This is a genomic window from Sphingomonas sp. Leaf230, assembly GCF_001421745.1.
In the GTDB taxonomy this organism is placed as follows: Bacteria; Pseudomonadota; Alphaproteobacteria; order Sphingomonadales; family Sphingomonadaceae; genus Sphingomonas.
This window is the reverse complement of sequence record NZ_LMKW01000008.1, coordinates 149,338-169,710: the sequence shown is the minus strand read 5'-3', so window position 1 is coordinate 169,710 and position 20,373 is coordinate 149,338. Positions and strand designations below refer to the sequence as shown.

General features: G+C 67.5%; 20 protein-coding genes. 3 read left to right on the top strand and 17 right to left on the bottom strand.

What is annotated here, in order from left to right; translation table 11 throughout:
• Window positions 1–12 precede the first annotated feature (12 nt).
• Together rsmD and ASE82_RS18845 are read right to left on the bottom strand one after the other, a co-directional pair.
• A complete protein-coding gene (gene rsmD / locus ASE82_RS06430; protein WP_056060491.1) occupies window positions 13–555 on the bottom strand; it encodes a 16S rRNA (guanine(966)-N(2))-methyltransferase RsmD in 543 nt (180 codons plus the stop codon).
• Window positions 555–2,135, bottom strand: a complete 1,581-nt coding sequence (locus tag ASE82_RS18845) for a pseudouridine synthase (RefSeq protein WP_082441351.1) — start codon at window positions 2,133–2,135, stop codon at window positions 555–557. The genes rsmD and ASE82_RS18845 overlap by 1 nt, the downstream gene beginning before the upstream one ends.
• A gap of 120 nt (window positions 2,136–2,255) precedes the next feature.
• Here ASE82_RS18845 and ASE82_RS06420 point away from each other — a divergent pair, with 120 nt between their 5' ends.
• Window positions 2,256–2,687 (top strand): response regulator, encoded by a 432-nt coding sequence (locus tag ASE82_RS06420; protein WP_056060487.1) that lies wholly within the window; start codon window positions 2,256–2,258, stop codon window positions 2,685–2,687.
• Between the two features lie 87 nt (window positions 2,688–2,774).
• Complete coding sequence (locus ASE82_RS06415; protein ID WP_056060484.1) at window positions 2,775–4,106, top strand: MFS transporter; 1,332 nt, start codon at window positions 2,775–2,777, stop codon at window positions 4,104–4,106.
• Here the strand turns inward: ASE82_RS06415 and ASE82_RS06410 are convergent.
• From ASE82_RS06410 to ASE82_RS06365, 10 genes are all read right to left on the bottom strand, one after another.
• On the bottom strand, window positions 4,103–4,579 hold the full coding sequence (locus ASE82_RS06410; protein WP_056060481.1) for a DUF6628 family protein: 477 nt from the start codon (window positions 4,577–4,579) through the stop codon (window positions 4,103–4,105). The genes ASE82_RS06415 and ASE82_RS06410 overlap by 4 nt on opposite strands.
• Window positions 4,580–4,647: 68 nt before the next feature.
• A complete protein-coding gene (locus ASE82_RS06405; protein ID WP_056060477.1) occupies window positions 4,648–5,967 on the bottom strand; it encodes a bifunctional folylpolyglutamate synthase/dihydrofolate synthase in 1,320 nt (439 codons plus the stop codon).
• A gap of 119 nt (window positions 5,968–6,086) precedes the next feature.
• Complete coding sequence (gene accD / locus ASE82_RS06400; protein WP_056060473.1) at window positions 6,087–6,938, bottom strand: acetyl-CoA carboxylase, carboxyltransferase subunit beta; 852 nt, start codon at window positions 6,936–6,938, stop codon at window positions 6,087–6,089.
• A complete protein-coding gene (trpA, locus tag ASE82_RS06395) occupies window positions 6,935–7,747 on the bottom strand; it encodes a tryptophan synthase subunit alpha (protein ID WP_056060472.1) in 813 nt (270 codons plus the stop codon). Before trpA ends, accD begins: the two co-directional genes overlap by 4 nt.
• Before the next feature lie 124 nt (window positions 7,748–7,871).
• Window positions 7,872–9,113 (bottom strand): tryptophan synthase subunit beta, encoded by a 1,242-nt coding sequence (gene trpB / locus ASE82_RS06390; protein WP_056060469.1) that lies wholly within the window; start codon window positions 9,111–9,113, stop codon window positions 7,872–7,874.
• A gap of 161 nt (window positions 9,114–9,274) precedes the next feature.
• On the bottom strand, window positions 9,275–9,910 hold the full coding sequence (locus ASE82_RS06385) for a phosphoribosylanthranilate isomerase (RefSeq protein ID WP_056060466.1): 636 nt from the start codon (window positions 9,908–9,910) through the stop codon (window positions 9,275–9,277).
• A gap of 176 nt (window positions 9,911–10,086) precedes the next feature.
• On the bottom strand, window positions 10,087–10,761 hold the full coding sequence (gene pyrF / locus ASE82_RS06380; protein WP_056060463.1) for an orotidine-5'-phosphate decarboxylase: 675 nt from the start codon (window positions 10,759–10,761) through the stop codon (window positions 10,087–10,089).
• Window positions 10,758–11,105, bottom strand: coding sequence for a lipopolysaccharide assembly protein LapA domain-containing protein (locus tag ASE82_RS06375; RefSeq protein ID WP_056060459.1), 348 nt, complete (start codon window positions 11,103–11,105; stop codon window positions 10,758–10,760). Before ASE82_RS06375 ends, pyrF begins: the two co-directional genes overlap by 4 nt.
• 84 nt (window positions 11,106–11,189) lie before the next feature.
• Window positions 11,190–13,478: a patatin-like protein gene (locus tag ASE82_RS06370; protein ID WP_056060457.1), complete on the bottom strand. Its 2,289-nt coding sequence runs from the start codon at window positions 13,476–13,478 to the stop codon at window positions 11,190–11,192.
• A 34-nt stretch (window positions 13,479–13,512) separates the two neighbouring features.
• Window positions 13,513–14,238 (bottom strand): endonuclease/exonuclease/phosphatase family protein, encoded by a 726-nt coding sequence (locus tag ASE82_RS06365; protein ID WP_056060452.1) that lies wholly within the window; start codon window positions 14,236–14,238, stop codon window positions 13,513–13,515.
• A 170-nt stretch (window positions 14,239–14,408) separates the two neighbouring features.
• On the opposite strand from ASE82_RS06365, the gene ASE82_RS06360 reads away from it, so the two are divergent.
• Window positions 14,409–15,863 (top strand): L,D-transpeptidase family protein, encoded by a 1,455-nt coding sequence (locus ASE82_RS06360; RefSeq protein ID WP_235524604.1) that lies wholly within the window; start codon window positions 14,409–14,411, stop codon window positions 15,861–15,863.
• A 134-nt stretch (window positions 15,864–15,997) separates the two neighbouring features.
• On the opposite strand, the gene ASE82_RS06355 is transcribed toward ASE82_RS06360, so the two are convergent.
• The 5 genes from ASE82_RS06355 to ASE82_RS06335 all read right to left on the bottom strand — a co-directional run bounded on the left by ASE82_RS06355 (window position 15,998) and on the right by ASE82_RS06335 (window position 20,365).
• Window positions 15,998–16,423 carry a DUF4112 domain-containing protein gene (locus tag ASE82_RS06355; protein WP_056060449.1) on the bottom strand — a complete coding sequence of 142 codons (426 nt, stop codon included), beginning with the start codon at window positions 16,421–16,423 and terminating at the stop codon, window positions 15,998–16,000.
• A 5-nt stretch (window positions 16,424–16,428) separates the two neighbouring features.
• Window positions 16,429–18,006, bottom strand: coding sequence for an ABC transporter substrate-binding protein (locus ASE82_RS06350; RefSeq protein ID WP_082441350.1), 1,578 nt, complete (start codon window positions 18,004–18,006; stop codon window positions 16,429–16,431).
• A gap of 78 nt (window positions 18,007–18,084) precedes the next feature.
• A complete protein-coding gene (locus ASE82_RS06345; protein WP_056060446.1) occupies window positions 18,085–18,456 on the bottom strand; it encodes a hypothetical protein in 372 nt (123 codons plus the stop codon).
• A gap of 13 nt (window positions 18,457–18,469) precedes the next feature.
• Window positions 18,470–18,760: an I78 family peptidase inhibitor gene (locus ASE82_RS06340; RefSeq protein WP_056060444.1), complete on the bottom strand. Its 291-nt coding sequence runs from the start codon at window positions 18,758–18,760 to the stop codon at window positions 18,470–18,472.
• Between the two features lie 168 nt (window positions 18,761–18,928).
• Window positions 18,929–20,365: an NAD-dependent succinate-semialdehyde dehydrogenase gene (locus ASE82_RS06335; protein WP_056061697.1), complete on the bottom strand. Its 1,437-nt coding sequence runs from the start codon at window positions 20,363–20,365 to the stop codon at window positions 18,929–18,931.
• Window positions 20,366–20,373: the final 8 nt, after the last annotated feature.

The following is a 20,373-nucleotide window of genomic DNA, read 5'->3' as shown; positions in this document are numbered from 1 at the left end:
GAGAGCATGCCTTTACGCAGACACTGGCCGCAACAGCGTCAGCCGCGCCTTGCCGTGCACGCGCGTGGCGTCGACCTCGAAGCCGGCGAGTTCGACGACTTCGGCCTTCGCCGTCTCCAGGCTGATCCACGTCGCCGGTCCGACCCAACCCAGCCGCGACAGCTTGTCGAGCGCGACCAGCCCGGCACCGGTGTTGTAGGGCGGGTCCATCAGGATCACGTCGAGCGGCGCCGGCGCGGGCCCGAGCGCCATCACCGACGTCGCGCGGACATCCCCGCGGATTTCCAGCTTGGCGAGGTTGGCCTTCAGCGCGTCGACTGCCAACTTGTCCGATTCGACGAACATGCACGTCGCCGCACCGCGCGAGAGCGCCTCGATCCCGAGCGCACCCGAGCCCGCGAACAGATCGGCGACCGCCAACCCTTCGAAGCTTCCGACCCGACTGGTCAGCATCGAGAACAATGTCTCGCGCATCCGGTCGGCGGTGGGACGGGTGGTGTCACCCTTGGGTGCGGCGATCTGACGGCCGCGGTACAGTCCTGCGATGATCCGCATCAGCGCTTCCCTCCACGTGGTGCACGGGGCGGATGACCGCGCCCTCCCGACGGACCCTTGCCCGGTGCCGTAGGACGGCTGCCGCGTTCAGGTCGCGCCGGACCCTCCGATCGCACCGGCCTTGGCTCGGCACCCGGACGCCCGCTGGCACTCCGCGCCGCGCGCTTGTCGAGAGAACTGCGCCCCCGCGTATCGTCGGCCTGCGGACGGAAGCCCCGCGGTTGCTCCTGACGCTGCACCGTAGCGCCCGCGCCGACGCGCGACGGCGCAGCGCGCTCCCGCGGTGGCTTGGCGGCGCGGAAATGCTTGATCTTGGGGTTCGTGCTCAGCTCTTCGCCGCGATCCGCACGCTCCTGCCGCACATACGGCTTGGACGTCTCGCCACTCGTTGGCCGCGCATGATGCGCCCCCGTCGGCCGCGCGGCGTTCCGTGCATCGGGCCGCGCCCAAGGATCGTTGACGTCGCCGCGCTGCATCGCCGCGGTCGGCCGGATCCGCTCGGGACGCGCCGGTCGCGAAGGCCGATCGGTCGGCACCGCGCCGCTCGAGAAGCCCGAGCTTGCAGGTGCAGCATACGGACTGCGAACCGGCGTACGCACGCCAGCAGCCGGGTGCGCGCCCGAAACCGGGCGCGCACCCGGCGCTGGCCGCGTCGTCGGCGCAGGCCGCGGCGCATTGCTGCCCCGCTGGCTCGACCGCGTGCCGATCCCGGCCCCCGCGCCCGCACTCGCGCTGATCCCGATGTTCGCGCGCGCGCCCGGACCCTCGGGCTTGCCCTTCGCCAGCTCCTTCTGGAACGCGACGACGTCGTGCTGCAGCACTTCGCCGATCTGCCCCGGTGCGAGATCGCCGAGCACGAACGGACCGTAGCGCGTCCGGATCAGCCGCGAGACCTGCAACCCGAGATGCTCCAGCACGCGGCGGACTTCGCGGTTCTTGCCCTCGGTCAGGATCATTTCGATCCAGACGTTTGCGCCAGTGCGCCGCTCGATATTCGCGTTGATCGAGCCGTAGCGGACGCCCTCGATCTCGATCCCCTCGATCAGTTCCTCGAGTTGCGGCTGCGTGATATTGCCATAGGCGCGCGCGCGATAGGCACGCTCGACACCCGTCGCGGGCAGTTCGAGCTGACGCTTGAGCCCACCGTCGGTGGTCATCAGCAACAGCCCCTCGGTGTTGAGATCGAGGCGGCCGACCGGCACCAGCCGCGGCAGTTCGCGCGGCAGGCGGTCGTATATCGTCGTGCGTCCGGCGGGATCGCGCTCGGTGACGAGCAGCCCGGTCGGCTTGTGATACAGGAACAGTCGAGCCGAACTCGGAGCCTCGACCGGGTCGCCATCGACCGTAACGCCGTTGAGGTTGCGCAGGATCGTCGCAGGCGTGTCGAGAATGGTGCCATTGAGCGCGACGCGGCCCTCGGCGATCATCCGCTCGATATCGCGGCGCGAGGCGATCCCGGCGCGCGCGAGCAGCTTGGCGATACGGTCGCCCTTGATCGGTGCGGCCGGCGTTTCGGGGGAGGTTGCGGGCGCGTCGGGCGACGGGCTGGCAGTCGGGTTATCGTCTTTTGAAGTCGTCATGGCGCGGCTGATACTATGGATCGGCGCTCAGCGCGAAAATATTTGCGACCGTTCGTGCGGCGGTGCGTTAGAACTCGCGAGCGTAACGACCTTTCGTTCGCGTCCGGGGGCCTTTCGGCAATGTTGTTCGGGAAGAAGAAGCGGCAGATTGTCCGGCTTTTGGTAGTCGAGGACGAACCGCTGGTCGCGTTCGATACCGAATATTTCCTGACCGACGCTAAGTTCACGATCGTCGCGACGATCGACCGGGTCGCGGAAGCCTTGCCGATCCTGGCGAGCGACACGGTGATCGATCTGGTGCTGGTCGACGTGAACCTCGCGGACGGTTCGGGCATCGATGTCGCACGCGCGGCACAGGCCCGCGGCGTGCCGGTGATGTTCGTGACGGGAAGCTGCCCGGTCGAGGCGACCACGCTCGCCGCCGGCTGCATGGCCAAGCCATACATGCCGCGCGACCTAATCGCGGCGATCGAGGCGATCGAGGCGATGCTCGGAGGTGGTAAGCCGACGCGCGTGCCGTCGGGCTTCACGTTGTTTCCGCGGACGGCGTGACGTTTCCCCACGCTCCATCGCCTGATGGGTAGCGCATCCGCGATTTCCCGTTAGGGTTCGCGCGAGCGAGTGGGGAGCGTAAGTGCGATGAACGGAACCTTAGGCAAGCGCTGGAGCGACGGCTTCCGACCCTATGCGGAGAAGGCGCCGCTGGGAGCTTTGGCGCTCGGCATATCCTCGGGCTTTCCGTATGCGATGATCGGCGCGACGCTGACGACGCGGCTCGCGGCCAGCGGTATCGACAAGAAGACGGTGACGGCGTTCAGCCTCGCCTTCCTCGTCTACAACCTGAAGTTCCTGTGGGCGTGGGTGGTCGACGGCGTTCGGCTGCCGATCATCGGGAGGCTGGGCCAGCGCGTTTCTTGGCTGATCGTGACCGCCGCGCTGGTAGTTGCCGCGGTCGTCAATCTCGCTCTGATCGACCCGGCGGCTAGCATCGCCTCCACCGCAACCGCAGCGATCCTCGTCGGCGCGGCTGGCGCGACCTTCGATGTCGTAATCGACGCGTTCCGGATCGAGACGCTCGAACCGCGGCAGTTGGGCGTCGGATCGGGAATGAGCCAATATGGCTGGCGGATCGGATCGGCGGGTTCGGGGGCGTTGGCGCTGGTGGTCGCCGAACGCGCCGGCTGGAACGCGGCCTATCTGGCGTGCGTCGTCTTTGCGTTGCCCGCGGTCCTGGCAGGCCTGGCGCTGGGCGAGCCCGAACGACGCCGTCCGCCGATCGAACGCCGCGGCCTCGCGGAGGGCTTTCGCGCGATCTGGGGGCCGTTCGTCCAGTTCTTCTCGCGCGAAGGGGCGTTCATCGTCCTTGCCTTCATCCTGATCTTCAAAGTCGGCGACACGCTCGCCAATCTGACGCTGCGGCTGCTGTTCGACGACCTCGGTTTCACCGGCGACGAGATCGCGTTCTACGACGTCGGGATCGGCTTCATCGCCTATCTGGTGGGCATCTTCATCGGTGGCATCCTGTACGCGCGAATGGGGATGAAGCGATCGGTACTGCTGTCGCTGGTGCTGATGGGCGTCTCGAACCTGTCGTTCGCGGCGCTGGCGGCGGCCGGGCACTCGAACTTCGGCATGGCGGCGGCGATCGGCTTCGAGAATGCCTCCAGCGGTTTTGGCGGCGTCGTCGTGATCGCGTACTTCTCCGCGTTGTGCGACCTGCGCTTCACCGCGGCACAGTTCGCGCTGATCTCGGCGGCGGCCAGCATCGTCGGACGGATCGTCACCGGCACCACCGCCGGCGCGCTGATCGAAGCGTTCGGCTATGTCGATTTCTATCTGCTGACGACGGCGCTCGCAGTACCAGGGATCGTATTGTTCTGGTGGATGAGCCGGTCGGGGATGATCGACCGTTCGATCGGCAGCGCGGGCGTCGAGGGTGAAGGTGACGCCCGCGCCGGTGATCCGGTCTAAAGCGTGATCGGGCGACCCTCGTCGGCGAAGGCGGCTGCGACCGCGGCGGCGCTGGCGAGGACGCCGTCTATGCGACGGACGCCGAGCAGGTCGGCCATCAGATAGCGTGCGGTCTCGGGCGCGGTCTCGACGCGCGCGAGGACCGAGAGCATCGCCGATTCCGCCGGCGTCATCCGCGCGCAGCAGCACGGGGCGATCGCGATCGTACCCGCCGACGTGCCGGCGAGGTCCGCCATCAGTGCCCTCAACAGCACCAGCGGGCGACGGAAGCCTTGCCCGAACGCAGTGAACATCGTGTGCGAGGCACGGGCATCGGCGAGCCCGTGTGCGCCCATGCGCCGCATTGCGAACAAGGCGATTCGCGCGTTTTCACAAGGCGGTAGCGCGTGGGGCAGCAGCGAGGTCGCGCTGGCGATGGTCTGTGTCGAGGCGGCCGTCGAGTTGGTCGTCGAATTGGGGCGGGTATCGGTCATTCACGCGACTCCGTGGTGGTGCCCACAAAGTCGCGCGTTAGTTATTGATAGTCAATAGCAATAAGAACTCAGTCCGGCGGTTGGTCGTTTGCGGCGAGCACTTCACCGGCGAGATAGAGCGAACCGGCGACCAGCACGAGTTGCGGGTGTTCGGTTTGTGCGGCGATCGAGGCTAGCGCTTCACTGGGCGTGGCAGCTGTTCCAGCGGTCTTTCCGAACGATCGTGCGAGCGTCGCAAGTGCCTCGGGCGCGTGATGGGCGTGGCCGGGGACGGGGATGGCGATGACATGGCCGACCGACGGCGACAGGATGCGAACCACGGCCTCCGCATCCTTGTTCGCGAGCATGCCGAGGATCAGCGTTACCGGGCGTCCCTTCGCAAGCGTCCTTAGGGCACGCGCGACCGGTTGCGCGGCGTTGGGATTATGCGCGCCGTCGAGCCACAATTCGCTGCCCTCGGGCAATCGCGCGAGCAGCGGGCCATCCGACAATCGCTGCATCCGCGCGGGCCAGTGCGCCCAGTCGGCGGCGGCGCGCATCGCGGCTTCGGGAATGTGGAGCACGCCCTGGTGACGGAGCATGGCGATCGCGAGCGCGAGGTTGCGTGACTGGTGCGCACCGACGAGGCGCGGGCGGTTGGTGACGACCGAAAAGCCGGTGTCCTCGTAGCGGACGGTCGATCGCGCGGTTTCGCTGCTCCAGGCAGTGCCGCGGGCGAACACCGGTGCGCCGGCGGCATCGGCGACCGCGGCGATCTTAGCGCGGAGGGCCTTGGGATAGTCCATCGTGACGAGCGGCACGCCGGGCTTGGCGATGCCCGCTTTCTCGCCGGCGATCTCCAGCAGCGTGTCGCCGAGGAACGACTGGTGGTCGATGCCGAGCGCGGCGATGCCGGTGACGACCGGGTTGGGAATGACGTTGGTCGCGTCGAGCCTGCCGCCGAGGCCGACTTCGATGATCGTCGCGGCGGCGGGCGTGCGGGCGAACGCGAGGAACGCGGCGGCGGTGGTGACTTCGAAGAAGCTCGCCTGGAGATCCGCGGCGTGGTCGAGCACTTCCGACAGCAACGCGGCGAGCAGGTCGTCTTCGATCAGCTTCCCCGCGAGGCGGATACGTTCGTTGAAGCGGACGAGGTGGGGCGAGGAATAGACGTGGACGCTGTGCCCGGCCGCCTCGATCGCGGCGCGGAGGAACGCGCAGGTCGAACCCTTGCCGTTGGTGCCCGCGACGTGGAACACCGGGGGGAGGTTAAGGTGGGGGTTGCCGAGGCGGCTCAGGAGCGCGGTGATGCGCTCCAGCCCGAGAATATCCGCGCCGGGCGACAATGCGGTCAATCGGTCGAGCTGCGCCTGAACTGCGGGCGAGGAAGAAACGGCGTGGTCGGGCATTCTTCTAGACTCCCTCTCCCCTCCGGGGAGAGGGCTGGGGTGAGGGGCAGTTCCGGGCGCAGCGTTGCTTGGCCGCCCCTCACCCCGACCCTCTTCCCGAAGGGGAGAGGGAGTAAAGATTACGCGGCTTCGCGCGCGCTTAGATACCCGATGACCGTGCCGAGCTGCTCGCGAAGATCCTTCCGGTGAACCACCATGTCGATCAGTCCATGCTCCAGATAATATTCCGACGTTTGGAAGTCCTCGGGCAGCTTCTCGCGGATCGTGCTCTCGATCACGCGGCGACCGGTGAACGCCAGCGTCGCCTTGGGCTCGGCGATCTGGACGTCGCCGAGCATAGCATATGCCGCCATCACGCCGCCCGACGTCGGGTCGGTCAGCACGACGATGTACGGCAGGCCGGCATCGTGCAGCATCTGAATCGCGACCGTGCTGCGCGGCATCTGCATGAGGCTGAGGATGCCCTCCTGCATGCGTGCGCCACCGCTCGCGGTGAAGATCACGTAGGGCACTCGGTCCTCGATCGCAGCCTCGACGCCGCGCACGAAGGCTTCGCCTACCGCCAGGCCCATCGACCCGCCCATGAAGCCGAAATCCTGCACGCCGACGACGACACGGTGGCCGTCGATCGCGCCGCGTGCGTTGATCAGCGCGTCCTGCTCGCTGTTGTCGGTCCGTGCCGCCTTCAGGCGATCGGTATAGCGTTTCTGGTCGCGGAACTTGAGTGGATCCTCGGGGACCTTCGGCGCCGGCAGTTCGCTGCAGCTACCCTCGTCGAACAGCTGCGCAAAGCGGATCTTCGGTCCGATGCGGTCGTGATGATCGCATTTCGGGCAGACATAGAGATTGTCCTCGAGCTCCTTGGTGAAGACCATCTGGCCGCAACCCTTGCACTTGTGCCAGAGATTTTCGGGCGTCTCGCGCTTCGCGACGAAGGGCAAGACGTTGCGAACGCTGTTGAGCCAGCTCATGCGGAGACCTTTCGGGCCGAGGCAACGGCGTCGGCGAGAGACTTGATATAGATGCGGACCGGCTCGGCCGCAGCGGCACCGTGTTGCGCGACGAGTTCGACGATCGCCGAGCCGACGACGACGCCGTCCGCGACGCGTGCGACATTGGCGGCCTGCTCAGGCGTGCGGATGCCGAAGCCGACCGCGATCGGGATGTCGGTCTGCGCCTTGAGGCGGGCGACGGCGTCCTCGATCGAGGATTGCTGAGCCTGCTGGAGCCCGGTGATGCCGGCGACCGAGACGTAATACAGGAACCCGCTCGCGCCATCGAGCACGGTCGGCAGGCGGGCAGCATCGGTGGTCGGCGTGGCGAGGCGGATCAAGTCGATCCCGGCGGCACGCAACTGAGGGCCGAGCGCATCGTCCTCTTCGGGCGGCACGTCGACGCAGATCACGCCGTCGACGCCGGCGTTGGCAGCCGCCTCGGCGAACCAGTCCGCGCCGCGCCGGAGCATCGGGTTGCCATAGCCCATCAGGACGAGCGGCACGTCCGGATGCCGCGCGCGGAACGCGATGGCGGTGGCGAGGATATCCGCGGTGCGCGTACCCTGCGCGAGGCTGCGGATGTTCGCAGCCTGGATCGCGGGGCCGTCGGCCATGGGATCGGTGAACGGCATGCCGAGCTCGATCGCATCCGCCCCGCCCGCGACGAGCGCGTCGAGGATCGGGCCGGTCGCCTCGGTGGTCGGATCGCCCGCGGTCACGAACGCGACGAGCGCGGCACGCCCGGCGGCGGCGGTGCGTGCGAAGGTGGCGGCGAGGCGGCTCACTGCTCCCCTCCCGCTTGCGGGAAGGGTCGGGGGAGGGGCTGACATAGCCGCACATCCAAGGTCCGGGGAGCGAACAGGCCCTCCCCCGACCCCTCCCGCAAGCGGGAGGGGAGCAGAAGTGCGATCATATCGCCACCCCAAGTGCTTCGGCGACGGTGAAGATATCCTTGTCGCCGCGGCCGCAGAGGTTGGCCAAGATGATTTGATCCTGCCGCATCTCGCGTGCCTTCTTCGTCACCGTTGCGATCGCGTGGCTTGGCTCCAGCGCGGGGATGATGCCCTCGGTCCGGCACAACAACTGGAACGCGTCTAGCGCTTCGGTGTCGGTGGCGCTGTCATACTGGACGCGGCCGATATCGCGTAGCCAAGCATGCTCGGGGCCAATGCCTGGATAATCCAAGCCCGCCGAGATCGAGTGTGCCTCGGTGATCTGGCCGTCTTCGTCCTGCAACAGGTAGGTCTTGTTGCCGTGGAGCACGCCGGGGAAGCCGCCCGCGAGGCTCGCCGCGTGCTGCTTGTCGAGGCCATGACCCGCTGCTTCGACGCCGAGCATCTGCACGTCGGCATCGTCGAGGAACGGATGGAACAACCCGATCGCGTTCGAGCCGCCACCGATCGCCGCGACCAGCATGTCGGGCAGGCGACCGATGCGCTCCAGCATCTGCGCGCGTGCCTCGGTGCCGATCACGCTCTGGAAATCGCGGACCATTTCGGGATACGGATGCGGGCCGGCGGCGGTGCCGATGATGTAGAACGTGTCGTGGACGTTCGCGACCCAGTCGCGCATGCCCTCGTTCATCGCGTCCTTCAACGTGTGCGCGCCGCTGGTCACGGGGCGGACTTCGGCGCCGAGCAGCTTCATGCGGAACACGTTGGGCGCCTGCCGCTCGACGTCCTTGGCGCCCATGTAGATCACGCAGGGCAAGCCGAAGCGTGCGCAGACCGTGGCGGTGGCAACGCCGTGCTGGCCCGCGCCGGTCTCGGCGATGATCCGCGTCTTGCCCATCCGCATCGCGAGCAGGATCTGGCCGATGCAGTTGTTGATCTTGTGCGCGCCGGTGTGGTTCAGCTCGTCGCGCTTGAACCAGACTTGTGCACCCATGCCTTCGGGCGCGGACTCGCGCAGCGCTTCGGTCAGCCGTTCGGCGTAATAGAGCGGGCTCGGGCGGCCGACATAATGTTCGAGCAAATCGTCGAACTGCGCCTTGAACGCAGGGTCGGCCTTGGCCGCGCGGTACGCCTCGTCGAGTTCGAGGACGAGCGGCATCAGCGTCTCGGCGACATAGCGGCCGCCGAAGTCGCCGAAATGGCCGCGCTCGTCGGGCTGGGCGCGGTAGGAGTTGGGGGCGAGGGTTGGAGCGTTCATGACTGGGCGTTTAGCACTTCGTAAATCGCTGTCACCCCTTCCGTTTCCGCTAAAGACCACCCCGGCGGAGGCCGGGGCCCAATTGGAAAGGTCATAATGGCGGCGGGAAGGGACTGTCACAGGTCTCCCCCAATTGGGCCCCGGCCTCCGCCGGGGTAGTGCTAGCGCGCGGCGACAGCTTTCAGAAACGATGCGATCTTTGTTTCGTCCTTCGTACCCGGCTCGCTTTCGACCCCCGAGGACACGTCGACCAGTTTCGCCCCGGTCCGCCGGATCGCCTCCGCCACATTCGTCGGATCGAGCCCGCCCGATAGCGCCCAGGGCAGCGGATGCCGGAACCCGTCGAGCAAGTCCCAGTCGAACCGCAAGCCCATCCCGCCCGGCAACGCCGCCGAGTCCGGCGTCTTCGCGTCGTACAGGATGCGGTCGGCGACTCCGACGAAGCCGTGCGCCGCATCGAGATCGCCGCGCGTGCGAACCGCGACCGCGACCCAGGTCTCGATCCCGAACTTCGCGCGGATCGCAGCAGTGCGCGCTGGCGTGACCTTGTGGAGTTGCAGCACGTCGAGCGCCGCCGAGCCGACCGCCTGTTCGAGCATGTCGTCTTCCGGATCGACGAACACGCCGACCTTCGCGACGTGCGGCGGTACGCGTGCGGCGAGTTCGGCGGCTTTCGCGAACGTCACGTGGCGCGGGGAGGCGGGGAAGAACACGAACCCGACATGGCTCGCCCCGTGCTTGATCGCGGCGTCGAGCGTGGCGGGAGTGGAGAGGCCGCAGATCTTGGCGGTGGTCATTCGGGTTCCTTGGGGAGCAGGCGCTTGATCATCCTCACCCGCCAGGGGGAGGTGGCGCCGAAGGTGACGGAGGGGGAGGAAAGAGCACGCAACGACGGCCTTCCCTTTCCTCCCCCTCCGTCAGGCTGTGCCTGCCACCTCCCCCTGGCGGGGAGGATCGTGAATTACGCGTGCCGCTAAAGCGTCGCGCCGATCGCGCGGGCGGCGATGTCGGGGTCTTCGGCCTGCGTTATCGGGCGGCCGACCACGAGGATCGAGGCGCCGGCGTCCATCGCCTGGCGCGGGGTAACGACGCGCTTCTGGTCGCCGACCTGGCCGTCGGGAAGGCGTACGCCCGGCACCACGAAGAACCCCTTGGGCCAGATCGCCTTGGCCGCCGCAACCTCAGCGCCGGAACACACGATCCCGTCGACCCCCGCCTCGCAAGCGAGTTCGGTGAGCCGCGAAACCTGGTCGTGCGCGTTGCCGATGACGCCGGTAGCGGCGAGATCGGTCGCATCGAGGCTGGTCAGCATCGTCACCGCGATCACCTTGGTGCCGAGCGGGGCGGCAGCCTTCGCGTCTTCCAGCATCGCCCGCCCGCCACTCGCATGCACGGTCAGGATCGCCGGCTTCAGTGCGCCCAAGGCCTGTACCGCCTTGGCCACCGTGTTCGGAATGTCGTGGAGCTTCAGGTCGAGAAAGATCGGCAGGCCGAGTTCCGCCATCGCATGCACGCCGGACTGGCCGTGCGCGCAGAAGAATTCGAGCCCCAGCTTGATCCCGCCGACATGGTGGCGGACGCGCGTCGCCATCGCCTTGGCGCGGGCGAGGTCGGGTGTGTCGAGTGCAACGTAGATACGGTTGCTCACAGGAGCGACCCCGGCGGCGTGGCGGTCGGCACAACAGTCGGTGCGATCGTCGCAGGAGTCTCGGCAGGCACGAACGCCACCGGCTCCGGTCGCGGCGTGCGCAGGTCCAGCAACTCGCGCTCGCAGGTCGAAAGCCGCTGACGCAGCCGCCACCGGATCGCATGATTGTAGAGCATCGTCGGCACGAACCCGATCAGGAACGTCACGAACAGCAGCAGCGGCAGGTTCACGTCCGCGATCAGTCCGCCCCAGAGCTGGATCTGGACGGCGTTCCAGTTGCTGATGGTGAAGACCGCGGCGATGAACGCCAGCAGGCACCAGAACAGGATTTTCAGGAACTGCATGCGGCGACCCTTTATCATACCCCACCCGCGTCGAAACGCGGCTGGAAACGCAGAGCTACCGCCACATCGGCGTTTTGGCCAGCTTTAGCCGATTTCGGTACGCAACTGCGCGATCAACGGCAGGATCGCGGTCAGCCGTGGCTCCTCCTCATCGAGGATCGCGAGGAACGCGGCGCGCTTGATCGCCGCCACCCGGCCGGGCTTCATCCGCACGGTCGATGGCAGCGTCGAGACGGTGATGTCGATCATCCGTTCCGACCCATGCAGCCGCCCCCAGAGATAGTCGTTCTCGCGGTAGGCACGGCTGAAGAACGCGCCGAACGTCCCGAACTGGATCCCCTTCAACGTCGCCTCGGCGCCGCCGGAGCGGATCGAGGTCGCATCGTCGGGCGCGATCCGGTCGACCTTGATCGGATCGAACTCGTCGAGACCTTCGCCCTGCAACAGCGGCAGCGTCGCGGTATCGAAATACGGGAAGCCGAGATAGGCCAGCAACAGCGTTCGCCGCGTCGGCTTGGCGAGCGCGGCGAACGCTTCCGCCAGCCGCTGGTCGGTTTCCGCATCGAGGCGATCAAGGTCGAACGTCCGGCCGAGCGTTTCCAGCACCGCGCCCGCATCGCCGCGCATCGCCCGTACCGCATCGTGGAGCCCGGCATGCATCTCGGCGCGCAACCGATCGAGATACGGCGAAAGCGATTCGTAGATCGCGTCGCGCATCGGCCCCAGTTCCGGCTCGTCGGCGGCGGTCTCCACCTCCGAAAGGCGCCGCGCCATCAGCCGCAGTCGGCGGATGCGGAAGCCGATATCGAAGGTCCGCAGGAATGCGATCGACGCGGCACTGGCCCCGCCCGCATGCCCCGACCCAAGTAAGTCCGCACCCGAGGCGGCGACATGCGCGACGATCGCGGCCCGGATCTGCGCCAGCCGCCGCGGCCGGTGGTGTTCCCCGGCATCGAACAGGAGCAACGCCAGCGTCTCGATCACCGCGCTGCGCTTCAGATGGCCGTACGCGACGAAGCCATAGCCCGAGCTCGCCGCCGCCGCCTTTTGCGCACGCCGCCGCCACGCGATCAGCCGCGGCGCGGTCGGCCGGTCGAGGAACAATGTGTGGCCGAACAAAGATTCGACGTCGGCCTCCACCTCGGGACGGATTGCGGTGAGGATGCCGCGCATCCGATCGATTCTCGCGGAACGTTCGGCGATCGCCTCTAGATTGTCGCGGATCGGTTGTTGGCGCGGGATGTCGCTGATCGCGCCGATGATCGTCTGGAAGAATCCTGGCGTGCCGCCACCGCGGTTGAGCCGCAGCTTGATGTCGGGGGAGGGGTCTATGTAGATAAATCGCCGGTCGATCTGGCGCCGCGCCGGCCGCTCCTTGAGCGCATCGAGCGCGGGCCGGAACGGCGCATTGGCGAGCACCGACCCGTCGATCAGCACCGCGCTTTCCGCTGCGTTGGCCGCCGTATGACGGGGCAGGACACGCGCGAGGAACGCAGGACGCTCCGGCCAGACGATCGCGCGATCCTTCAGCACGCCGTCCAGTTCGGCGACCGTGAACGGCGGAAAGGCTCCCGGAAAGCTCGACGTCGCGCGGGCCGCGAACGCCAGTTCTGCAGGTGGTGCGAGCGTATCGCACGCCCCGCCACTGTCGGTGAAGTCGACCACCAGGCGATGCTCGGTTTCGACCACTTCGGCGGGTGAATTGAGCTGCAACCGCTCGGGATGCCCCGAAAAGTCGGTGACCGTCACGAACAGGTCGAGCGGCTGGCCCGGCGGCAACAGGCGCGGCCCGCGTTCGCTCGCCGCCATCGCGTCGAACGCATCGAGCAGGAGGTTGGTAAAGGTCTTCCCGCCGAACGGCGGCTCGAACCAGCGCGAGCGGATAAAATGCGACAGCTTGGTGCGCACCTCTTCGCGGGTCGGATCATCGAGCGCGTCAACCTTGTCGGTGCTGCGCCCCGCTGCCATCCATGCGAGCGGCATCGCCCACGCCTTCGAGAATCGCGATTTGGGTGCCGCTTCGGTATCGATCAGCGCCTCGACGTCGGCGGACGTCATCCACAGGTCGGTCAGCGGGTCGAGGCTTTGCCCGGTCGCGATCGCCTGCGCGAGGAAGATGCCATTGATCCCGCCCGCGCTGGCGCCCGCGATGATGTCGGCCAGGACGCGGACGCGGATCGCGCCATGCGCCTCGATCTCTTGGAGCAGCGCGTGATACACGCCTTCGCTGCCGCCCTTCGGCGTGTCGCCGTCGTGGAACGCGCGGCTGGCGCAGACGAGGCGCCAGATCTCCTTGGTGATGCCGTGCATGTAGACCGCAAGGCTGATCCCGCCATAGCAGACGAGCGCCAGTCGCAGTTCCTTCTCGCGCATTCTACATCCTCATGCCGACGGTATCGCTCGGGGTTTATCTGGTGGCCCCGGTTCGGTTCGTCGGCGTTTTCGTTTCCAGAATAGCCCAGATCGGCAGGTGATCCGAGGCTTTCCGCGCCGCCGGGCTCGCATGCACGCCGCACTCGACCACGTTCAAGTCCGACGACACCATGATCCGGTCGAGCCGAGCGACCGCGCGCCGCGAATGGAAACTCGCGCCCGTCTCGGCGAATGCATAGTCGCGGCCGAAGTCGCGCAGGCACCCGGCGCCTGCGCTCCATTCGTTGAGATCGCCCATCATCACCGTCGGATGCGCCTGCGCGCAGGTATCGACGTGGTTCATGATCGCGGCGGCCTGCTTGCGTCGCCACAGGCCGGAGAGATCGAGATGCATGCCGAGCACGCGCAACATGCCGCCCGCGAACTGGACGTCGGCCATCACCGCCCCGCGTGGCTCCAGCGAGGGGAGGTGGAGCGGCTCGCTGTCGACCACCCGCGCCGACTTGCGCACCAGGATGACATTGCCGTGCCAGCCCATGCTGAGCGCGCGCAAGCCGAAGTCGACCGGCTTCCAGTCGCTATGCTCCTCCAGCAGGTGATGCGGCAGCACGCAGGCCTTGGCCCCGAACCGCCGGTCCGCTTCCTGCAGGGCGATCACGTCGGCATCGATCTCGCACAGAACCTCGACCACGCGTTCGGGATTACGCCGACGGTCGAGCCCTATGCCCTTGTGGATATTGTAGCTGGCGACCTTGATCATGCGTGGGCCCTATAACGCGACGGGCGCGATCCGGGTTGCAGAATGACGGTGCGTGACATGCAAAAGGCACGGGCGGTCGATCTGGTGGAAGAATTACGTATCCGCTCCTGCGTCGTGGAGCGGAGACCGACACCCGAGCGTTGTGTGTCCAGATTGTGGGGGAATTGCTGGTGCGTCTTGGTTTGATCGGTGCATCGCTGCTGGCGATGACGTGTGCACTCTCGGCTTGCGAGGTGAAGACGACGACCGCCTCGAACACGCAGCAGCCCGCGGCGGCGGCGGCTCCTGCAGCGGCGCCGACCGGGTGGACCACCACCACCGCCGGGCAGTTGCGCAAGGCGATCGCGGCGCGCGGTGCCCACGGTCTCGACCGGATGAGCTTCGATGCGAGCGCGCAGCCCGGTGCCGGCGACGACGCTTTGACCAAGGCCGCGCTCGCATACGGCAAGGCGCTGTCACAGGGCGCGACCGATCCGACCAAGTTGTTCGACGTCTACACCGTGCCGCGCCCGCAGGTCGATCTCGGCCGTGGCCTCGCCGCGGCGCTACAAGCTGGCGACGTCGGCAAGTGGCTCGCAGGGCTGGCGCCGCAGGACGAGAATTACGCGCGCCTATCGAAGGCCTATCTCGCGACGCCGAAATGGGAGCAGACTCCGGCGTCCGCGATCCCCGACACGGGCAAGCCGATCAAGCCGGGCGAAGCCGATCCGCGCGTGCCTGCGATCGCGCACCAGCTCGTCGCGTTCGATTATCTCGACAAGGCGGCGGCGCAGGGCGATCGCCTGACCCCGGCGATGATCCTCGCGATCAAGAAGATGCAGGCGGACTACGGGATCAAGCCCGACGGCATGATCGGCAGCGCGGCGCTCGGCATCCTCAACTTGTCCGACGCAGACCGGGCGCGCGCGATCGCGGTCAACATGGAGCGGCTCCGGTGGCTCGATCGCAACGCGCCGACGACGCGGATCGACGTCAATCTCGCGGCGGCACGGTTGAGCTATTGGCGCGACGGCAAGCTGGTCGACAGCCGCAAGGTCGTGGTCGGCGAACCCGACAAGGAAACGCCGCAGCTCGGGTCGCCGATTTTCCGCCTCGTCGCCAATCCGACCTGGACGGTGCCGCGCTCGGTCGAGAAGAAGGAGATGGCGGGCAAGGGCGCCGGGTATCTGCGCGCGAACAACCTGGCGTGGAAGAATGGCTGGCTGGTCCAGCAATCGGGGCCGAAGAATTCGCTCGGCCTGGTCAAGTTCGACATGTCCAACGAGCACGCGATCTACCTGCACGACACGCCCGCGAAACAGCTGTTCGCCGAGATTCAGCGCCAGCGTAGCCATGGCTGCGTCCGCGTCGAGGATGCGCTCGGTTTCGCCGAGCTGCTCGCGAAGGACGAGGGTGTGACCGATCAGTGGCATGCCGCTCGCGCGACCGGCAAGGAGACGTTCGTCAAGCTGCCGAAGGAGATCCCGGTCCGTCTGCTGTACCAGACCGTGCTGTTCGACGACGCCGGCGAGCCCGTCATCCGCGCCGATCCCTATGGCTGGAACGACCGTGTCGCCGTCGCGCTGGGGCTTGGGACGAGTGCGAGCTACAAGCCGGCGGCACGCGATGCCGACGTCGGGCCGTAATAGCCTGACCTACTCTATGCCTTTGGTAGTCATCCCCGCGCAGGCGGGGATCCATATCGGCTGTCATTCGCAATTATTCGTGCAGTCAGCCAGTATGGTTCCCGCCTCTGCGGGAATGACCGGTATAGAGCGTCTTACCCCTGAAGCGTCGTCGTCGATGGATAATGCTTGTCGAGATGACGCTTGATGATCCGCAGGTTGCGGGTGTTCGAGCGGAAGAAGAAATCGGGGATCGCGCCGACGAACGGGATCATCCCGAACGCCCAGTCGATCCCGACATTGCCGAACATCCGCGCCATCTGGATCTTGGACATGCCGATGTTGCGCGCTTCCCATGCCATCCACGCGCCGACTGCCGCTGCTATCGTGCTGCCGGCGAACGGGATGAGGTCCAGCACGACGTCCATGCCGACCTTGCGGTTGGTGCCGGGGATGACGAACAACCCCTCCATCACGCGCTCCATCGCCTCGACGCGGCGGCGCACCGACAGTGCATCCTTGCCGAGCGGCAGCGTCTGGAAGATCTCGCCGGGGGCGATGCGGGTGGTGCGCGGGTTCATCGACCTTAGTTGGTATCGGGGCGCAACCGGTTCAACGGGTGCCACGCGCGGGTGTTCGCCTGCCACTGGCTGAGCCGCGGGGAGACCAGCGACCATCGCATCGGACGCGCCAGCGGGATGAACGCCACGTCCTCGTTCATCGCGGCGTCGGCGGCGGCTATCCTGGCGCCGCGTTCGGCGAGCGTCGGCGCCTCGCGTGCCGCTTCAAGTGCCGTCCGTGCAGCATCGCCACATGCGACGCACGCCGCCGCCAGATACCAGCGCGCGCTGTCATAGGGCGCGACCGCGTCGACCAGCTTCAGCTCGGCCGCGTCGTCGATCCCGACTCGCCGGGGGACGATCCCGATCGCCATCAGCGACGCCGCGATCTGCGCATACAGCAACGTCGCCCCCGGTCCGACGGGAAGCGCGACCCGCAGCTCGATCGGACCCGGACTCTGCTGCTTCCAACTCGCGACCCGCTGGCGCGCGGCGGCGCGACGTTCGTCCTGCGTCAACAGCGTCCATGCCGGCACCTGCGGCAGCGAGGCGGAGTCGAGGATATCGGGCAGGATGCGATCCGCCGCGTCCCAGTTCGGCGCGACCGCCCCGGTCACCGCCGACCGGTCGATCGCCTGCGACACGGCGGCGCGGTTGACGGCATCGGCCAGGAACCCGTCGCGCCGGACGATCGCCAGGCCGAACAGCCCCACCGCCGGATCGATGCGGATGTTCGCCGGCGCGATACTGGTCACCGCCAGCAACGGCCAGTCGACGAAGCTGCCCCCGCTCACCAGATCGGAGTCACGGTTGGCGAACCGCGCGATCGCGCGCGCCGCACGCTCGCCGATCAGCCGGACGTCCTCCTGCGGCTTTGCCTCGCGCTGGTCATCGGGATCGGCCTGGCCGGGATCGAACGCCGGGCGCAGCAACGGTGCACGACCGCGATGTGCAACGCGGAACGGTCCGGTCCCGCCGGTCGGTCGCAGCCGCAGCAACGCGAGTTCGGGTTGCGCGAACAGCTTCAACAGGTCGGGTCTTGGCCGCGACAGCCGCACCTCGATCACCTGCGGCGTCATTACGACGATCTCGTCGATCGCGGTGAGGAACGGCGCGAGCGGATTGCGTGCGCCCGCCGCCGCCCGTGCGGTATCGGGGCCGCCAATCTGTCGTCGGAGCATCGTCACCACCTGTTCGGCGGTGACCGGCGTACCATCGCCCCAGTCGCCCTCGCGCAGGCGGAAGATGTAGCTCATCCCGCCGTCGATCACGATCCAGCGCTCGGCGATCCCCGGCTCGATCTGTCCCGCGGCATCGAACCGCACCAGCCCCTGCGCGGTCGAATCCATCAGCAGGCGGGCAGGGGTGTCGAGCGCGACGCGGCTCGCATCGGCGACATGCGGGACGCCGCCGATCGCACTGACCACCACCGCGCCGGTATCCGGCCGCCGATCGCACGCGGCGAGCACCGCGCATCCGGCGAATAGCGCGACGCTCGCCGCAAGCCGCAAGCGTCGTCTGCGTTCAGCGCCTAGTTGCAAACCGGGGCGACCGCCTGAATCCGATCGCAGCACAAGAATCTGGTGGATCGTCGACGTCAGCATCCTCGACGGTGTAGGCCCGGACGTCCCGCGGGGCAACGCAGAGGGCAACGCGGACCAGCCTATAAACGCCTCGCAACGTTACCGGCCGCCTCGAAATGCGAAGGTGAAGCGATAGGCGCTGTCCTTTGCGGGACGAGCATTCACTCGCCGCGCCGGGCTGGCCGCGACCAGGGTCAGCGCGCCGTCCGCGACGTTGACGGGCATGCCCAGCGTCAGATCGATCTGCCTGGACCAGCCGCCACCCATGACGGTCGCGCGCACCACGAGCCGCCCCGCCCAGACGCACTGCACATCGACGGGGCAGCGACTGTCTTCGATGACCCGGTCCGCGCGCACTTTCGGTCCGTCGACGAACGCGGTCTGGCCAAGCGCTATCGGACCCTCGACCGGGACATGCGCCGTGCAACCCGTGATGAACGTCCCGGCCAATGCGCAGATAGCCGCTCGCATCAAGACTGGGCGCTCAACCACAGGATGCGGAAACTACTCGGCCGTCCGCGACGATGACGGTCACGCGCTCCTGCCGATAATCGCGCGTCATCGGATCGCCCGGTGCGAGCCGGCGGACCACGGCGCTCCCCGTCTGGCGAAGAATATCCGTGTCGCTAGGCGCGGTCTGCCCGACGAGCGTCGCGGCGGCATCGGCGCGGCATAGTCTCGTACTCGCACGGTCGTTCGTGCCGGTCGAGGCGCAGGCTCCGAGGCACGCCAGCCCAAGCATCGACACCAGCATGCTTCCCTTGATCGTCGTCATCGTCACATCCCCGTCCCCGTAAGCCGCGCCCTGATTAGCGAGCCGAACCTGAACGGTAGACGGTGCCGACAACGGATAGCCTTGATCGAACGGGCGGGGGGCGTGCCCCGGTATCCAGTGCAACGGCGTGCAAGGCCGACCGTCCGCGGAAGGCCTTGCACCGCCCGGTCAGCTGATATGCACGGCCTTCGTGACGAGATGCGCGGCAATGCCCTCCGGGCCGTCCTCGGAACCGTGCCCGCTCTCCTTCACGCCGCCGAACGGGCTGTCGGGATAGCTCAGCCGGACGTTGTTGATCGCGATCATCCCCGCCTCGATCGCGTCGCCGAGCATGTTCTGGCGACGGCCATTCTCGGTGAAGCAATATGCTGCCAGCCCGAACGGCAGGCGGTTGGCTTCGGTCACCGCGTCCTCGTCCGTCGCGAACCGGCTGAGCAACGCGACCGGACCGAACGGCTCCTCGTTCATCGCGCGCGCCGACAGGGGTACGTCGGCCAACACGGTCGGCTGGAAGAAGAACCCGCCCTGGCCGCCATAGTCGCCGCCCGCGAGCAGCTTGGCGCCGTGCCCGGTCGCGTCGCCGACCAGCTCAGCGATCGCATCGGGACGGCGGGCGTTGGCCATCGGGCCCATCTGGCTCGCCGCATCCATGCCGTCGCCGATCTTCAACGCGCGCGTCCGCTCGGCGAAACCGGCGGCAAACCGGTTATAGATGCCATCCTGAACATGGAAGCGCGTCGGCGCGACGCAGACCTGGCCTGCGTTGCGAAACTTGTGCGCGACCAGCGTATCGAGCGTCTTCTCCAGGTCGCAATCGTCGAACACCAGCACCGGGCCGTGCCCGCCCAGCTCCATCGTTGTCCGCATCATCGTATCGGCGGCCAGCTTCATCAGCGCCTTGCCGACCGGCACCGATCCGGTGAAGCTCAGTTTCCGCGTGATCGGCGAGGCGAGCAGCTGGCGCGACACCATGTCCGGCACGCCGAACACGCACTGCGCGACGTCACCGGGCAACCCGGCGTCCTGGAAACAGCGCATGACCTCGACCGCGCTACCCGCGGTTTCCTCGGATGGCTTGATGATGATCGAGCAGCCGGCAGCAACCGCCGGCGCGATCTTCCGCACGACGTTCATGATCGGGAAGTTCCACGCGCAGAACGCCGCCACCGGGCCGACCGGCTGGTGCAGGACCAGGCTCCGCGTGCCCGATGGGCGGGGCAGCACGCGGCCATAGACACGCAGGCCCTCGGCGGCGTGGAAGTCGAGCAGCGCGGCGGCAAACGCGACTTCGCCCTTCGCCTCGGCCTGGATCTTGCCCTGCTCCAGCGTTGCGATACGAGCGATATGGTCGCCGCGCTCGCGCAGCAGTTGCGCGGTCCGGACCAGGATCGCGGCACGCTTTTCCGGCGGGGTCGCACGCCAAGCGATAAAGCCGCGCTGCGTCGCCTCCAGTGCACGATCGAGGTCCGCTGCATTGGCGAGCGGCAACGCCGCCTGTCCCGCACCGGTCGCCGGGTTCAGCACGTCGCGCGTCTCGCGACCGTCGCCGCTCAGCCATTCGCCGGCGATGTAGAGCCCGAGCTTTGTGTCATAGGCGGTGGTCATAATCGTCT

Excerpts from the sequence above, each read along its gene's own strand:
- rsmD (WP_056060491.1), bottom strand. The coding sequence starts at position 555 with ATGCGGATCATCGCAGGACTGTACCGCGGCCGTCAGATCGCCGCACCC.
- ASE82_RS18845 (WP_082441351.1), bottom strand. The coding sequence starts at position 2,135 with ATGACGACTTCAAAAGACGATAACCCGACTGCCAGCCCGTCGCCCGAC.
- ASE82_RS06420 (WP_056060487.1), top strand. The coding sequence starts at position 2,256 with ATGTTGTTCGGGAAGAAGAAGCGGCAGATTGTCCGGCTTTTGGTAGTC.
- ASE82_RS06415 (WP_056060484.1), top strand. The coding sequence starts at position 2,775 with ATGAACGGAACCTTAGGCAAGCGCTGGAGCGACGGCTTCCGACCCTAT.
- ASE82_RS06410 (WP_056060481.1), bottom strand. The coding sequence starts at position 4,579 with ATGACCGATACCCGCCCCAATTCGACGACCAACTCGACGGCCGCCTCG.
- ASE82_RS06405 (WP_056060477.1), bottom strand. The coding sequence starts at position 5,967 with ATGCCCGACCACGCCGTTTCTTCCTCGCCCGCAGTTCAGGCGCAGCTC.
- accD (WP_056060473.1), bottom strand. The coding sequence starts at position 6,938 with ATGAGCTGGCTCAACAGCGTTCGCAACGTCTTGCCCTTCGTCGCGAAG.
- trpB (WP_056060469.1), bottom strand. The coding sequence starts at position 9,113 with ATGAACGCTCCAACCCTCGCCCCCAACTCCTACCGCGCCCAGCCCGAC.
- ASE82_RS06385 (WP_056060466.1), bottom strand. The coding sequence starts at position 9,910 with ATGACCACCGCCAAGATCTGCGGCCTCTCCACTCCCGCCACGCTCGAC.
- ASE82_RS06375 (WP_056060459.1), bottom strand. The coding sequence starts at position 11,105 with ATGCAGTTCCTGAAAATCCTGTTCTGGTGCCTGCTGGCGTTCATCGCC.
- ASE82_RS06370 (WP_056060457.1), bottom strand. The coding sequence starts at position 13,478 with ATGCGCGAGAAGGAACTGCGACTGGCGCTCGTCTGCTATGGCGGGATC.
- ASE82_RS06365 (WP_056060452.1), bottom strand. The coding sequence starts at position 14,238 with ATGATCAAGGTCGCCAGCTACAATATCCACAAGGGCATAGGGCTCGAC.
- ASE82_RS06355 (WP_056060449.1), bottom strand. The coding sequence starts at position 16,423 with ATGAACCCGCGCACCACCCGCATCGCCCCCGGCGAGATCTTCCAGACG.
- ASE82_RS06350 (WP_082441350.1), bottom strand. The coding sequence starts at position 18,006 with ATGCTGACGTCGACGATCCACCAGATTCTTGTGCTGCGATCGGATTCA.
- ASE82_RS06345 (WP_056060446.1), bottom strand. The coding sequence starts at position 18,456 with ATGCGAGCGGCTATCTGCGCATTGGCCGGGACGTTCATCACGGGTTGC.
- ASE82_RS06340 (WP_056060444.1), bottom strand. The coding sequence starts at position 18,760 with ATGACGACGATCAAGGGAAGCATGCTGGTGTCGATGCTTGGGCTGGCG.
- ASE82_RS06335 (WP_056061697.1), bottom strand. The coding sequence starts at position 20,365 with ATGACCACCGCCTATGACACAAAGCTCGGGCTCTACATCGCCGGCGAA.